The sequence below is a fragment of the Niveibacterium terrae genome (genome assembly GCF_048213115.1).
Lineage (GTDB): Bacteria > Pseudomonadota > Gammaproteobacteria > Burkholderiales > Rhodocyclaceae > Niveibacterium > Niveibacterium terrae.
This window is the reverse complement of the sequence record NZ_CP172404.1, coordinates 833957-849865: the sequence shown is the minus strand read 5'-3', so window position 1 is coordinate 849865 and position 15909 is coordinate 833957. Positions and strand designations below refer to the sequence as shown.

Below are 15909 nucleotides of genomic sequence, written 5' to 3'. Positions count from 1 at the left end.
GAAGAGGTGGCAAGTGTGACGCTTCCAGTACGTTTCGGGTTCGCATCATTCCAGAGGCTTCGGCTGTGAAGACGAGCTCGGCATGCTGAGCACCTCTGGGTCGGCATACACCGACAAAGCATCGGGCGCGATCCCCGCTGCGGTGAACTTGCGGCTGAACAGTTCAGACGTAAGCAGTCGGCTGGGAACCACGTTCTTCGGTGTCGTGGTGGCCGTCACCGTCGCGATCGTGTCGATCGGGCCCCAAGGCGTGTCGTTGATGAAATACGGGGCATTCACCAAGCGGCTATTGACGCGTGAGGCCGCCTGCGCACCGCCTTGTCCTCCGATTGCGCCATACATCATCGCCGACGCCGTCGTCTGAACTGCGAGACTACGTACGTTCAGCTTGTGGTCCGCCTCTGCGTCATTCAAACCAACGACCAGTTTCCCACCCCACCCGCCGTTCATGGTCAGCGCGGAGTCGGTGCCGATCAGGCCGGTCAGCGTGATGTTGCCGTCGGTTTCGATACGAGCCTGCCCTCCAGGCAGGCGCGCCGAGGCCTCAAGCGAGATCGGCCCTTGCGTAACGCGCAACTGCGCCGGCAGATACACCACCGCACCGCCGGTCTGGCTGAAGCCAGTCGCTGCTTGCACGTTGGCGCCGGCGGCAAAGTTCACCGTGCCTGCGCTGTCACTGTTGGCCAGTGAGATCGCACCCTTGTTGGCCGTCACGGCATTGTCAAAGATGAAGCTGCGAGCGCTCAGTTGAATGTCGCTTTCGGCTGTCACCGTATTGCGGAAACGGCTCATCCCCCCGACCGTTTGGATCAAATTGCCGACGCGCAATGCGCCCGCGACATCGACATCCCCGGCATCCGTGTACAGGGCCAGCGTCTTGCCCTGCGGGCCGTCTACTGCGCTGCCAAATACCAGCGATCCGCCGCTGCTGCTGAGTGTGGCGTCTCCGCCAGCGGTGAAGGCGCCGCTGTAGGTCTGGCTTCCGGTGGTGTTAACCGTTGCACCGCCCAGCAGTGTCGCTGCGCCAAGCGAAGGCATCCCACCGATCGACAAGGGGGCTGGAGCTGGGCCGCCAGCGCCCAGCAAGGTGGTGCCGCTGACTGACAATGCCTTCAGCGCCTGATTGACGCCCACATCACCGAGCACCGCATTGGCGACAATCGTGAGGCCTTGCGAGCCAGCCGACGCTGCGTCCACGCCACTCGCCAGCGAAACCGTGGTCCCGCTCAGCGTCGTGTTGGCCCCCAGCACCGCGTGTTCGCCATAGGTTTGCGTGCCGGTGGTGTCCACCGTGCCACCGTTGAGTGCCAGCGAACCGGCTGCATCGGTGCTGAGCGTTGCGGCACGCACCGTACTTGCGAAGGTGGTGGCGCCGCTGCTGGCGACGTTCAATACCCCCAGGCGCGTCGTTCCACCCACCGCGCCGGCGAAGTTCGCCGCGCCACTGCCGGCATTCACGGTCAGCGCATGGGCACCGTCGAGCGTGCTGGCAAGGCTGATGCCCGCACCGTTCAGGGTGGTATCTCCGGCCAGCGTCACAGCGCCGGTGTAGGTCTGCGTGCCAGCCGTGGTGATGTTGGCGTTCAGCGTGCTGTTACCGCTGACCGATACACTGGCAAGCGACTGGTTCGCGCCGATTGCGCCGTTGCCGACGAAGTTGCCGGCCACGGTAAGCGCCTGCCCGCCCGCGCTGCTGCCATCCGCGCCGCCCGCGAGCGTGACGGTGCTGCCCGTCAGCGTGGTAGTGCTGCCCAGCACGGCGCGTTCGCCGTAGGCTTGCGTGCCGGTGGTGTCCACCGTGCCACCGTTGAGCGCCAGCGAACCGGCTGCATCGGTGCTGAGCGTTGCGGCACGCACCGCACCGGCGAAGGTGGTGGCGCCGCTGCTGGCGACGTTCAATACCCCCAGGCGCGTCGTTCCACCCACCGCGCCGGCGAAGTTCGCCGCGCCACTGCCGGCATTCACGGTCAGCGCATGGGCGCCGTCGAGCGTGCTGGCAAGGCTGATGCCCGCACCGTCCAGGGTGGTATCTCCGGCCAGCGTCACAGCGCCGGTGTAGGTCTGCGTGCCAGCCGTGGTGATGTTGGCGTTCAGCGTGCTGTTACCGCTGACCGATACACTGGCGAGCGACTGGTTCGCGCCGATTGCGCCGTTACCGACCAAGTTGCCGGCCACGGTAAGCGCTTGCCCACCCGCGCTGCTGCCATCCGCGCCGCCCGCAAGCGTGACGGTGCTGCCCGTCAGCGTGGTAGTGCTGCCCAGCACGGCGCGTTCGCCGTAGGCTTGCGTGCCGGTGGTGTCCACCGTGCCACCGTTGAGCACCAGCGAACCGGCCGCATCGGTGCTCAGCGTTGCAGCACGCACCGCACCGGCGAAGGTGGTGGCGCCGCTGCTGGCGACGTTCAATGCACCCAGACGGGTTGTGCCACCCACGGCACCAGCAAAATTGGCGGCGCCACTGCCGGCGTTCACGGTCAGCGCATGAGCGCCGTCGAGCGTGCTGGCGAAACCGATGCCGTTGCCGGCCAGCGTGGCATCCACTCCCAAGGTGACCGCACCGCCGTAGCTCTGCACGCCAAACGTCGTCACGTTGGCGTTCAGCGTGCTGTTACCGCTGACCGTTACACTGGCGAGCGACTGGTTCGCGCCGATTGCGCCGTTACCGACCAAGTTGCCGGCCACGGTAAGCGCTTGCCCACCCGCGCTGCTGCCATCCGCGCCGCCCGCAAGCGTGACGGTGCTGCCCGTCAGCGTGGTAGTGCTGCCAAGCACGGCGCGTTCGCCGTAGGCTTGCGTGCCGGTGGTGTCCACCGTGCCACCGTTGAGCGCCAGCGAACCGGCTGCATCGGTGCTCAGCGTTGCAGCACGCACCGCACCGGCGAAGGTGGTGGCGCCGCTGCTGGCGACGTTCAATGCACCCAGACGGGTTGTGCCACCCACGGCACCAGCAAAATTGGCGGCGCCACTGCCGGCATTCACGGTCAGCGCATGGGCGCCGTCGAGCGTGCTGGCAAGGCTGATGCCCGCACCGTTCAGGGTGGTATCTCCGGCCAGCGTCACAGCGCCGGTGTAGGTCTGCGTGCCAGCCGTGGTGATGTTGGCGTTCAGCGTGCTGTTGCCGCTGACCGATACACTGGCGAGCGACTGGTTCGCGCCGATTGCGCCGTTACCGACCAAGTTGCCGGCCACGGTAAGCGCTTGCCCACCCGCGCTGCTGCCATCCGCGCCGCCCGCGAGCGTGACGGTGCTGCCCGTCAGCGTGGTAGTGCTGCCCAGCACGGCGCGTTCGCCGTAGGCTTGCGTGCCGGTGGTGTCCACCGTGCCACCGTTGAGCGCCAGCGAACCGGCTGCATCGGTGCTGAGCGTTGTGGCACGCACCGTACTTGCGAAGGTGGTGGCGCCGCTGCTGGCGACGTTGAATACCCCCAGGCGCGTCGTTCCACCCACCGCGCCGGCGAAGTTCGCCGCGCCACTGCCGGAATTCACGGTCAGCGCATGGGCGCCGTCGAGCGTGCTGGCAAGGCTGATGCCCGCACCGTTCAGGGTGGTATCTCCGGCCAGCGTCACAGCGCCGGTGTAGGTCTGCGTGCCAGCCGTGGTGATGTTGGCGTTCAGCGTGCTGTTACCGCTGACCGATACACTGGCGAGCGACTGGTTCGCGCCGATTGCGCCGTTACCGACCAAGTTGCCGGCCACGGTAAGCGCTTGCCCGCCCGCGCTGCTGCCATCCGCGCCGCCCGCGAGCGTGACGGTGCTACCGGCCAGCGTGGTGTTGCTGCCAAGCACCGCGCGTTCGCCGTAGGTTTGCGTGCCGGTGGTGTCCACCGTGCCACCGTTGAGCACCAGCGAACCGGCCGCATCGGTGCTGAGCGTTGCAGCACGCACCGCACCGGCGAAGGTGGTGGCGCCGCTGCTGGCGACGTTCAATACCCCCAGGCGCGTCGTCCCCCCCACCGCGCCGGCGAAGTTCGCCGCGCCACTGCCGGCATACACGGTCAGCGCATGGGCGCCGTCGAGCGTGCTGGCAAGGCTGATGCCCGCACCGTTCAGGGTGGTATCTCCGGCCAGCGTCACAGCGCCGGTGTAGGTCTGCGTGCCAGCCGTGGTGATGTTGGCGTTCAGCGTGCTGTTACCGCTGACCGATACACTGGCGAGCGACTGGTTCGCGCCGATTGCGCCGTTACCGACCAAGTTGCCGGCCACGGTAAGCGCTTGCCCGCCCGCGCTGCTGCCATCCGCGCCGCCCGCGAGCGTGACGGTGCTACCGGCCAGCGTGGTGTTGCTGCCAAGCACCGCGCGTTCGCCGTAGGTTTGCGTGCCGGTGGTGTCCACCGTGCCACCGTTGAGCACCAGCGAACCGGCCGCATCGGTGCTGAGCGTTGCAGCACGCACCGCACCGGCGAAGGTGGTGGCGCCGCTGCTGGCGACGTTCAATGCACCCAGACGGGTTGTGCCACCCACGGCACCAGCAAAATTGGCGGCGCCACTGCCGGCGTTCACGGTCAGCGCATGAGCGCCGTCGAGCGTGCTGGCGAAACCGATGCCGTTGCCGGCCAGCGTGGCATCCACTCCCAAGGTGACCGCACCGCCGTAGCTCTGCACGCCAAACGTCGTCACGTTGGCGTTCAGCGTGCTGTTGCCGCTGACCGATAGCGTGCTGCCCGAGAGGGCGCCGCCAACGATCAGGTTGCCGGTGTAAGTCTGCGCGCCGCTCGTCGTGACCGCGCCAACAGTGATCTGTTGACCTTGCACGCTGAGGCCCGAGCGGCTGGTATCGAGGCCGTTGTTGACGAAGGCTTGCGCGAGCGCCACGTCGCCGCCGGTCGAAGTGAGCGAGACGTTGCCACTCTGGCCGGCGCTGATCACGCCATTGGCGTTGAGGTTGCCCGCGGTGGTAACGAGGATGTCGCCATTCGCCGTGGTCAAGGCGCCCGTTGTGAGCGCCGGGGTCGATGCAAGATAAATGCTGCCCGTGCCGGTGACCTGCGCAGCAACATCGATGCCGTTGACATCAAAGGCCGCCCCGCTGCTTCCGATGCCGCTGCCGCTGCTGAGGTTGAGCGTGCTGCCCGTCAGCGATGCCGCCGATGTGAGCAGCTTGCCGGTGGCTGCCGACAAAGTCAGCGTGCCGGCGGCGCCTGCGTTGAGCGTGCCCACGGTCAGATCGCCGCTGCTTGCACTCAGGTCGATCGTGCGACCGCTACCGCCGGCGATCACGCTGCTGGCGGTCATGCCGCTGCTGCTGGTGGCAGTGATGTCGCCGTCACTGGTGGCGAGCGTGGTGCTGGTCAGCGTGCCGGTGTTGTTGACGGTAAGGTCGCCCGCGCTGCTCAGCGCTGCATCCAGCACACCGGTGCTGGTCGTCAGCGTGGTGTCGCCGCCCGCTGCGCCGCTGCGAAGGTAGACCGAGTCGCCCGCGAGTTGCAGGTTCCGCACGGCACCCGCGGATACCACATCGGTGCTGCCAATCAGGCGCAAGGCGCCAGTGGTGCTGATGCCCGCCGTGGGCAGCGTCAGCAATCCGGCGGAACTGAGCAACAGGTTGCCGTTCACCGACAGGCCGGCCGTGACGTTCAGGTCGCCTGCGGCGCGCAGATAGGCAGAACCGCCACTGCCCATCGACACCGCACCCGCGCCCAAGGTCCAGGTGCTGGTGTTCAGGTTGTCGATCGACACCACCGCGTTGGTGCCGGTGGTAGTGACGCCGTTGAGCGCGCTGGCATTGATGCGGATCGGCGTGCCGGCACCGGTGACCAGATCGGTCACCGTACCGATATTTGCCCCGGCGTTGAGCTGCACCCCCTGGGCGGTGACATGCGTGCCGCCGCCACTGGCCAGGATGGAACCTGCGGAAGTCAGCGTCACCACACCGTTGTTGGGCCCCGCCGACACGCTGGCCACCGTCAGATCGCCACTGCTGGTGCTCAGGGTGACGTTGTTGCCGGCCGCATCGCTGGCCGCACTGACGAGCGTGGCCACCGTGGGGCCGGCGGTGTTGATGACCACTGCGCCGTTCTGGGCAATCACCGAATTCAGCGTCACGCCGCTGGCGTTCGCGTCGTCGACAAACACCCCGGTGCCCGATGCGCCGCCGGTCAGGGTCAAGCTGCCGGCGGAGGTTTGGACTGCCTGCGAGGCACTGCCGATGCCGGCCGCACCGTTGAGGGTCACGGTATTGCCAATGATGTGGGTGGACGCGTTTCCGTCGTCCTGCACCGTGCCGCCACTCCCGGTCGATGCCATTGTGACGCTGCCGCTGCCGGCATTGATGTTGCCAGCGATCAGAGCCACGTTGCTCGCAGTGCCGGTAACGTTGATCGCACCGCCACCTGACGCGGCATTGGCCAGCAGCAGATCAGCCGATGCTGCAATGTCGATCAGGCCGCCGTTGGATTCCACGCTCGAGAGCACCGTGTCGCTGCTCGCGCCCAGGTAGATGGCTCCGCCACCGCTTTCCACCTGCACGCGCTGCCCGCTGGCGCCGACACGATAAGTGCTGTTGCCTACACCGGTGGCGCCGTACAGGCTGACTTCGAAGCCTTCGATGACGGTACTGCCTGTGGCCAGCAAGCGACCCGCGTTGGCCGACAACTGCACTTCGTTGGCGCGTGCGTTGGCACCGCCCGAAACGTTCACGACCGTGATGTCGCCTGCGCTGGCAGTCACGCGGATATCGTTGCCAACCGCATCGGTGCTGCTGGTCATCGATGTGAGGAGGGTGTTGCCCGCGGCCGTCACGTTGGTAGAGCCGTTGTTGACCGCCGTGCTCAGGCCACCATTGAGCGTGCCCAGGCTGCTCAGGTACAGCGAGCCGGTACCAGTCACGCTGGCACTCACCGTGTGGCCGGCCGAGGCATTCACCAGAATCGGTGCCACGTCGGTACCAATGCCGTTGGCGGCGCTCAGTGTGATCGCCGCGTTCGCGCCGCCGCCGGTCAAAGTGCCGCTGCCGGCCAGAATGCTGCCGGCGCTAGCAGTGAGGTTGAGCGTCTTCGCGCTGCCATAGCTCAGCGAGCCCAAGGTCAGGTCGCCGCTGCTGGCAGTCACTTTCAAATCGCCGGTAGTGGCCACGCTGGACAAGTTCAGCGAGCCGGCCTGGTTCAGCACGATGCCACCCGTTCCGGCGCTGGCCGTCAGCGAGCCCACCGCCAGCCCCAGCGGCGTGCCGGTCGTACCGATATTGCTGCCGGCGCCGTAGGCCTGCAGGGTGAGGTTGCCGGCAGTAATCAGCGAGCTGCCGTTGATGGCATTGATGTTCCCATCGCCGCCGCTCAGGTAGGCCTGCAGCAGCATGCTGCCGGTGCCGCCCACGTTCAGATTGCCCACCGCCAACGAGCCGATGCCCTGATAGTTGAAATCGAGCCCGGTTCCGTCCGACAGGCTGGTCAGCGTGGTGGTATTGCTGCTGTCGGTGGCGCTGAAGGTCAGGCCGCTGGCAATCACACTGAGTGTGCCGCTGCTGCCGGTGCCGGTGTAGTTGGTGCGGTCCACCGTCAGCAGGTTCAGATCTGCGCTGTCGGTCACGTACACGCTGCCCGGGGTGTTGAGCACGAGTTGCGGCGTGTTCACGTTCAAGCGCGTGCCGCTGCTGCCAATGCTGTTGCCTGTGCCGTAGCGGGCAGACAGATCGACGCGGGTGCCGGTGATGGCGTTACTGCCATTGATGCCGGTGATGCTGCCTTGCGACGAATCCAGCGTCACCGCAGCGCCGCTGGTAATCGTGCCAACCGACAGCCCGTAGCCGCTGCTCAGCGTCACGGCCGCCGGCGCCGTCACCGACGAAGCCGCCAGGTTGTAGCTTTCGCTAATGGCGATGCTGCCACTGGCGCCATGGGCTGCACTGGCCGAAGCCGTGAGGGTGGTGGTGCCACCACCGTTGGCCGAGGTGCCGATCGCACTGGTGTTGCCAATCGACCCGCTGGCGGTGAGCGAGACCGCAGTGGTGTTGTTGATCGAACCACTCAGGATGGAGCCGCCCTGGTTGTTGATGGTGACGGCGTTGCCTCCCGCATTGATCGAACCGAGTGCGATGTCGCCTTCGTCGTTGCTCAGGCCCATCCCGCCGGTGGCCGAGATGTTGCCCAGCGAGGTACGGCCGTGCAGCGCCAGGTAAACCGCACCACCCTGCGCGGTTGCGCTGACGGCGTTGACCGTGGCATCGATGCCGTTTCCGCTGCCGCTGGCGCCCACGGCACCGCCGTAACTCGTCATGCTCAGGCTGGCGGCCTGCACCAGGGTATTCGGGTCGCCATCGCCCAAGATGTCGCCGCTGCCCGTGCCAGTGAGCGTAACCGTGCCGGTGGCCCCCAGATTCAGCGTGCCAACCTGCATGGCATGGTCGCTGGTGAAGGTGAACGCAAGGCCGAGCGGGTCGTTCAAGCTGGTAAGGGCGGTGCCGGTAACGCTGTCAGTGGCGGTGAATAGCGGGTAGGCCGCGCCCGTGATCGGCACTGACACGATGTTGTAGGTGCCGCCATACGTGACGGTGGGGTGCGTGGTGCTGATGCTCAGGCTGTCGATGTGCGTGTCCGACTCCACATTCAGCGCGCCGGTTGGGCTCAAGCTCACCAGCGGTGCGGAGAGGCGGATCGGATTGCCTACGCTGCCGATGGCGCCGCCGTTGCTTGCATAGAGCGTGGCGCTGGCGGCGTGGATGCGCTTGCTGCTGTCAGCGTCGCCCAGGATGTCGCCGGCGCTGGTGAGCGACACGGTGCCCGAGCGGCCCACGTCGACAACACCTACCGCTTGGTCGCGCTGGGTGTTGAGCGTGAAATTCAGACCGGTGCTGTCGGTTACGTTGTTGATATGCGTGGTGCCGTTGTCGGTGACGTCGAAGGCAAGCGATGGTGCTGTCACCTGATACACCGGTGGGGTGCCGCCCGCGGTCTGGCTGCTGGTGAGCGACAGGCTGGTCAGATCCTGCGCATTGTCCGTGTACACGTTCGCGCCGGTGGCCAGCGTCAGGCTCAGGGCGTCCGTCTGCATGCGTGTGCCGCTGCCGCCCGCCGCGCCCACCGAGCCGCCGGCCGAGAGCGTGACGCTGCCGGCTGTGAGCAGGCTGCTGCCATCGTTGGTGATCGACGTGGTGGCGCCGGTGCTGTAGAGCGCCAGCGAGCGACCCGCCTGCGCATTGACGGTGCCAAGGTTCAAGTCCACATCGGTGTTAAGCGTGAAGTCCAGCCCGGAGCTATCCACCAGATTGCTCAGGTGGTACTGGTTGCCGCCCGCGCTGTCGCTCAGAGCCAGGGCCAGTCGCGGCGCCGCCACCGAGATCGTGTTCTGCACGCCGGGTGTGCCGTGGGTGGACGTCATCGTCAAGGCGTACAGGTCGGACGCGTTGCTCACATCAATGTTGCCACGTGACACCAGCGTGAGCCGGCGTGCGTCGGTCAGCAGCGCGCCAGTACTGCCCAGCGACTGGTTGGCGCTGAGTTTGAGCGTCGGCGTGGTAAACAGGCCGCCGCTGCCTTGCAACAGCGAGTTATTGCTGCTGGCCACGTCGGCTGAGCCGCCCACCGTGTTGGTCTTGAGCGTCAGGGCGCCGGCATTGGACAGGTACAGCGTGTTGCTCAGGTTGCTGGAGAGCGTTCCGGCCGCGGTGTAGAGCGGCGTGCTGCCTTGATAACCGAAGGCGCTACCGCCGTTAAGCGTTAGGTCGCCGGTGGTGATGCTGGGGCTGCCGGCGCTGGCGCCGCTGCCGCCCTGCACATAGCTGGCGCTGTTGAGGGTGACTTTGCCGCCGGCGCCGGTGTTGACGCTGCTGGCGGTTATGACCCGGTCGGCCTTGACCGCGAGGTCAAGGCCGGTCTGGGTGATGTTCGACAACTGGAAGGCGTTGTTGCCCAGGGTGTCGCTGATGCTGAAGGTCAGGCCGGTGGAGCTGATCGAATAGCTGTGCGTACTGCTGCCGCTGGTGTTGTGGCGGGCATCCAGGGCGAGGCTGGTCAGCGAAGTACTGTTGGACACGCTGACATTGCCACCGGTGGCAATGCTCAGGTTCTTGGTGTTGGTGCTCAGCGTGGCACCGGCCCCCACGCCGCCGTTGGAGCCGGTGGCCGAGAGCGTGACGGTGCCGGCGGTGATGCTGCCGCTGCTGCGATTGATCTGCGCGCCGGTGCCAGTGGGGGCACTGCGTGAGGTGAGCGAGACTGTGCCGGTGGTACTGGTGCCCGCGTCGACGGTGGACACCGACAGTGCGCGGTCCACGCTGTAGCTGAAGTCCATCGCACCGCTGACCGCCAGGCCCAGGCTCTGGGTGCTGCCGTCGGTGATGTTGAAGCTGTTCAGGTTGCCGGCCGTCACGCCATAGCCGAAGGCGGTGTTCGTGCCGTGGGTGAGCGTCATGTCCAGCTTGGCCAGGTTCTGCGCGTCACTCACGTAGACGTTGGCGCTGCCGTTTAGGATCACGGTGGGCGTATCCACGCGCAGCGCGGTACCACTGCTGCCGATGGAACCGCCGCCGGACGTGCTGGAGGTGGCCGTCAGCAATACCCGGTTGCCGGCGATGCGGCCGCTGCCCGAGTCGCTGCTGATGTTGCTGTTGGCCCCACCTCCGCTGGTGGTCAGCACCACGTCGCCGGTAGCCGTAAGCGCACCAGCCACGATGTTCTTGCGCGTCGTGAAGCTGGTGTTGGTCAGCGCCGTGCCAGTGAAGTCCAGGCTCTGCGTGGTGCCGCTGTCGGTGATGCCGAAGGTCTGCCCGAGGCCACTGACACCAAACACGCTGGCCGTGCCGGCTGCTGTCGTGGTGTTGGTGCTGGTGATCGCCAGGTCGGTCAGGGCCGAATCGCTCGCCGCGAAGAAGTTGCGTCCCGCATTGAGCGTCAGCGCCGTGGTGCCTTCCAGACTGAAACCATTGCCGGCGCCGGTAGCGCCAATCGAGCCCGCCGTGCCCGCGGTCAGCGAAACCCTGCCTGCCACAATGCTGGAGCCAGGCATGCCGTCATTACTCAGATCGGCGGCCGAGCTGATGCTGGCGGAGCCAGCATTGCCCACGTCAATGCTGCCCACCTTCACGTTGCGCTGGCCCGCGAAGCTGAAGGCAAGCGGTGTACTGCTATCCACCAATTCCAGGTAGTGCGCGCTTCCGTCTTCAGAGATCGTGAAGTGCTGGCCGGCGCCGGCTGTGATGGCAATGCTGCCGGACGAGCCAGTACCGCGAGTCAACGAGAGGGTGTCCAGCGTGGCGCTGTCAGCCACATTGATGTTGCCGTTGGCGGTTACAAGCAGCTTCGGTGCATCCACCGCAATGGCGGTCCCGCTGCCGATGCTGCTCTGCGCGGCGCTCAGGCTCACCTGATTGGCACGGATACCGGTGGCACCGTTGCTGTCATCTTGAATCGCTCCGGTGCTGGCTGTGATGGCTACCGTGCCGCCCGCCGTCGCATCCACATGGCCGACGGTAATCGCGCCGCTGCTCTGCGTGTAGGTGATGCCGGCGCCGGCGCCCAGGCTGGACAAGGTCATCGGCCCACTGCCGCTGAGCCACATCGAGGTTCCGGCTTGCGCACTGAGCGTGGCGCCACTGCTGCTGGTCACCGGCAATGCGCTGCCGCTGCTGCCGATGGCCTGGGCAGCATCCAGCGTCAGGCTGCCGGTGCCGATGGCAATGCTATAGCCGCTGGGGCTGAGGATGGCACCCTGCGCAGCGGTCAGGCTGACGGACTGATTGGTGGCGGTCATGAAGCCACCCAGCGACAAATTGCCTTCCAGCGCGGAGATCGCCACCGGCCCGGTGGCCGTGATGGTGCCGAGCGTGAGCGTGCTGGTGGTGTTGGTGCTGCCCGTGGGCATGGGCACTTCCACGTACACGCCGCCCGCGCTGGCGGTGGCCGCCAGCGTGCCGGTGACCACGTCCAGGTGCGCAGTGCCCGAAGCCCCGACTGACAGGCCCGACAGCGTGGTGCTGTTGGCCAGCACGCGGGTGCTCTTGTTGCCGTCGTCCTTGATGGCTCCGGCGGTGGAGGTGAAGCGCGCGGAGCCGGTGTTGGTGACGTCCACCTGGCCCAGCGTGATGTCGCGGTCGCTGGTGAAATTGAGCGTCAGCGAAGAAGTGTCGGTGAGCGTATTCACCGCATGGCCGGCAGCCGAATCGGTTACGCTGAATTTGAGCGACGGCGCGGTGATCGCCATGCCGTAGCTTGTGCTGGTGTCCGCGTGCTTGCTCGTGATCGTGAGCGTGCTCAGGTCGGCAATATCAGTGATGTAGAGGTCGCCGCGCGTGGTAAGCGCCAGGCTGGATGCGTTGGCGCTCATCGGATTGGCGATGCTGCCCACGCTGCCTTGCGCGGCGCTCAGGGTCAGTGTGCTACCGGAGGTGACGCGCGAATTCAGGTTGCCATCGTCCACCAGGTTGCCCTGGGTGGCGGTGAGGCTGACAGAGCCGGCCGCCTGCACCTGGCCGACCTGCACCGTCTGGTCGCCGCTGAAGGCCAGCGAGCCCAGCGGCACGCCCACGAGGCGGTTCAGTGAGTATTGGGTGCCGCTGTCGGTAACGTCGAAAGTCAGGTAGGGCGAGGTGATCTGAAGCGTGTTGGCCACACCCGGCGCGGTATGCCGATTGGTCACGCTCAGGTTGGTGAGCGTTGCGTCGGTGTTGGTTACATACAAATTACCGGTGCTGGTGACTGCGAGCCCGGTAGCCTTGGTCTGCACAGCATTGGTCGCCGTGCCGATGGCACCGCCGGCGCTGAGTGAAGCCGTCCCGGTGATGATGCGGGTGGCGCTATTGCCGTCGTCGAGGATGGCGCCTGCTGTGGCGGTCAGGCTCACCTGGCCGCTGGTGGAGGTGCTCACGCCGCCCACCGTGATGTCGCCGCTGTTGCTGGTGACGCTGACAAAGGTGCTGGGGGTCGAAATGCGGTCCAGCGTGACCGACCCGGTTTGCGTGATGTTGATGCTGCTGGAGCCGGCTTGAACATCCAGGTGCGAGGCGGCGGTCCGAACCGATACAGATCCGCTGTTGGCGGCATTGAGCGTGACGGTATTGCCCGTAATCAGCCCGCTGTTGCCGGAGATTGACCCCGCGGTCGTAGTCAGCGTCACGTCGCCCAGGCTGCCGGCGTTAACCGTGCCCACGCTCATGGAGCCGGTGCCGGTGGCCGCGACGGTGATGCTGTTACTGGCTGACGAGGTGCTGGAGGTCAGCGAGGTAAGCGTCGAGCTGCCGCCGGTGGTGATGTCGATGGCGCCGTTGCCGGACGTAATCGACGACAGCACGCTGGAATTGGCCGAGGTCGCAGCGTAGATGCCGCCAAGGGCCGCGTTGGCCGAGAGAGTGCTGGCATTGGTGGATACACGTGCGCCGCTGCTGCCAATGGCGCCGCCAGCGCTCAGTTGCAGCGTGCCGGCGGCGATACGTGTTGTGCTGTTGCCGTCGTCCAGCACGCTGCCGCCGGTGGAGCCCAGCGCCAGCGTAGCGCTGCCGGCATTCACATTGCCCGCCGTCAGCGTACCCGTGCTGGTGATGCTGGAGCTGCCGCGTGTGTTAAGTGTGTTCAGCGCAAGCATGCCGGTGTTGGCCACGTAGGCGCCGCCGGTACCGCTGGTGGCGCTGAGTGCGCTGGTGGCGGTATTGATAGCCTGCGCGCCGCTGCCGATGGCCCCGTTGTTGCCGGTGCTGCCGTTGGCCGAAAGGGTGATGCTACCGGCGGTGACTGCACTGCCTGCCGTGCCGAACAGGTTTCCGCCGCTCGACCGGGCCGATACCGTGCCCGCGCCGACATTGATGTCACCGAGCGTGAGGTCGCGATCGGACGCAAGCGTCAAATTCAAGCCAGACAGCGTGATCTGCGACGCATTGACGGCGCTGCCATCAGTGAGCTGGAAGTTCAGCCCCGTGCCGCTGATGTTGTAGGTATGGGTGCCGGGCGCAACATGCAGCGCATTCACCGACAGGCTGGCGAGCGCCATGTCGCTTGCCGCGTGGATGCTGCCGCCCGCTTCCAGGCCAAGCTGAGTCGTATGGGTGCTGATCGCGTTGCCGGCAGCGCCAATATTGCCGCCGCCCGCGGTGAGCGTCACCGAATTGCCGCTCACGAGCGGCGCGGTAGCGCCGGCATTCGTGATCGACCCAACCGTCGTCTGCACCTGCACCGCACCGGACCCGGCGTTAATTGCGCCACCCAGTTGCACATCGCCGGTGGCACGCAACGTGACCGCACCGCCGTTGCTGCTGAGTTTGCCGATGTTGGCCAACGTGCTGCCGATGCCCAGCGCTTCCAGCGTGATGTTGCCGCCCTGGGTACGAACCTCGGTGTTGGCATCGACAAAGCGGATGCCATTGCTGAGGGTGGACTGCAGCGTGAAGCCGTGCCCGGCCGTCGTGGCGAGACTGATGAGGCCACCGGCCATGGCATCAACCGTAATCTGGCCCGTGGCCTGCAGCACGATGTTGGCGCTGCCCGAGATGCTTTCGAGCAAGCCGCGCGAAACCGTGTTGAGCGTGCCGCCCGAACCCTGGTTCGCGTCGCCGCTGGCGACGTTGCCGTCGCCGGCATTGCCGTCCTGACTGCCGCCCGATGCCGCATCGACAATGCGCAGGTCAGTCGGATCGATTAGCAAAGTACCGGTTTTGCCCTGGGTGGCTCGCAGATCCACGCCCCCGGTGAGTTCGATGTTGTTCTGGCTGGACACTTCGGCAAAGCCGCCGTCACCGCCTTGCCCGGCCCCGCGCGCCGAGAGGTTGCCGGCGAAAACCGTCTGATCCTTCGACCACAGCGTGACGGTACCGCCATCGCCTTGGCCGGTGGCATCGGCATTGAGCTCGGCGCCGGCGGCCACCGTGACGCTTTGCGACTTGTTCGCAAACCGGTTCGCGGAATCGGTCAGGCCGGTGCTGCCCAGCGCAATCTCGCCACCACCGTTGCGACCCGATGCATCGATAAGTGTGCCGCCCATCACCGCCACATGCTCACCGGTCGCGACGACCGTGCCCCCTTGGCCACCCAACGCGGCGGAAGCATCGATGCGCCCGCCGATGGCGACCGTGCCCGCGTCGCCGCCCGACAGCACAATGCGGCCGTTCTCGCCGCTCACCGTGGTGGCGCTGATCAGGCCGCTGGTGTTGATGACCTGATCCACCACGCCTTTGAGCGCGCGGGCAGTCAGCAGCACGTTGCCCCCTTCGGCGCGAATCTCGCCGCTGTTGATCACCAGCGCCCCATCACCGCCGGGCGCTTCACTGATGGCCGCGCCAGCGCCAAAGCTGAGGAGCCCGTCGCCATGAAAATCGAGCGTGAAGGTATTGGCGGCGCCCAGCGCCACGCGGCCCAGACGCGCCTCGATTACGCCGGCGTTGCGCACGCGCGGGGCCACCATGGCGGCGAGCCCACTGTCCTTGATGCTGATGTGACCATGGTTCTCGATCGCCGCCTGCGTGCTCGGCGAGGCCTGCGTGAACGCATAACGACCCGCCATGAAGTCCTTGTCGCGGATGTTGGCGGTGCTTGCAACTAGCCCCCCCACATCCACGCGCGAGCCGGCACCGAAGACGATGCCGTTCGGGTTGACCAGCATCACGGAGCCGTTGGCGTTGAGCCGCCCGAAGATGGCCGAAGGATCGTTACCGAGCACACGGTTGAGCGTCACACTGCTGGCAGAGGGCTGCACGAAGTTCACAGTCTCGTTCGCCGCGATGCTGAAGCCTTGCCAGTTGATGATGGCGCGATTGCTTTGCTGAAAGATGTTCTGCGTGCCCGGCGCACCGTTGGTGATGGTCGCCGAACCGGCCACGACCTGGCCACCGCTCGGGTTCCCATAGGCCATCGAACCGGCGAGCAGCGCACTCACTGCCATTGACAGTTGCGACAGGGCAACTCGATGTCCGCGGCCGACCAGCGAACGCTGCATGCGACGAGCGCGAATGGCGACACGACGGAGTACTTGGCGGGAAGGCTTGATGATGAACAT

The 15909-nt window shown here is 66.3% G+C and carries 1 protein-coding gene; it reads right to left on the bottom strand.

Annotated elements, in window-relative coordinates; genetic code table 11:
* Window positions 1-45 precede the first annotated feature (45 nt).
* Complete coding sequence (locus tag ACHFB9_RS03890) at window positions 46-15909, bottom strand: filamentous hemagglutinin N-terminal domain-containing protein (protein WP_417069668.1); 15864 nt, start codon at window positions 15907-15909, stop codon at window positions 46-48.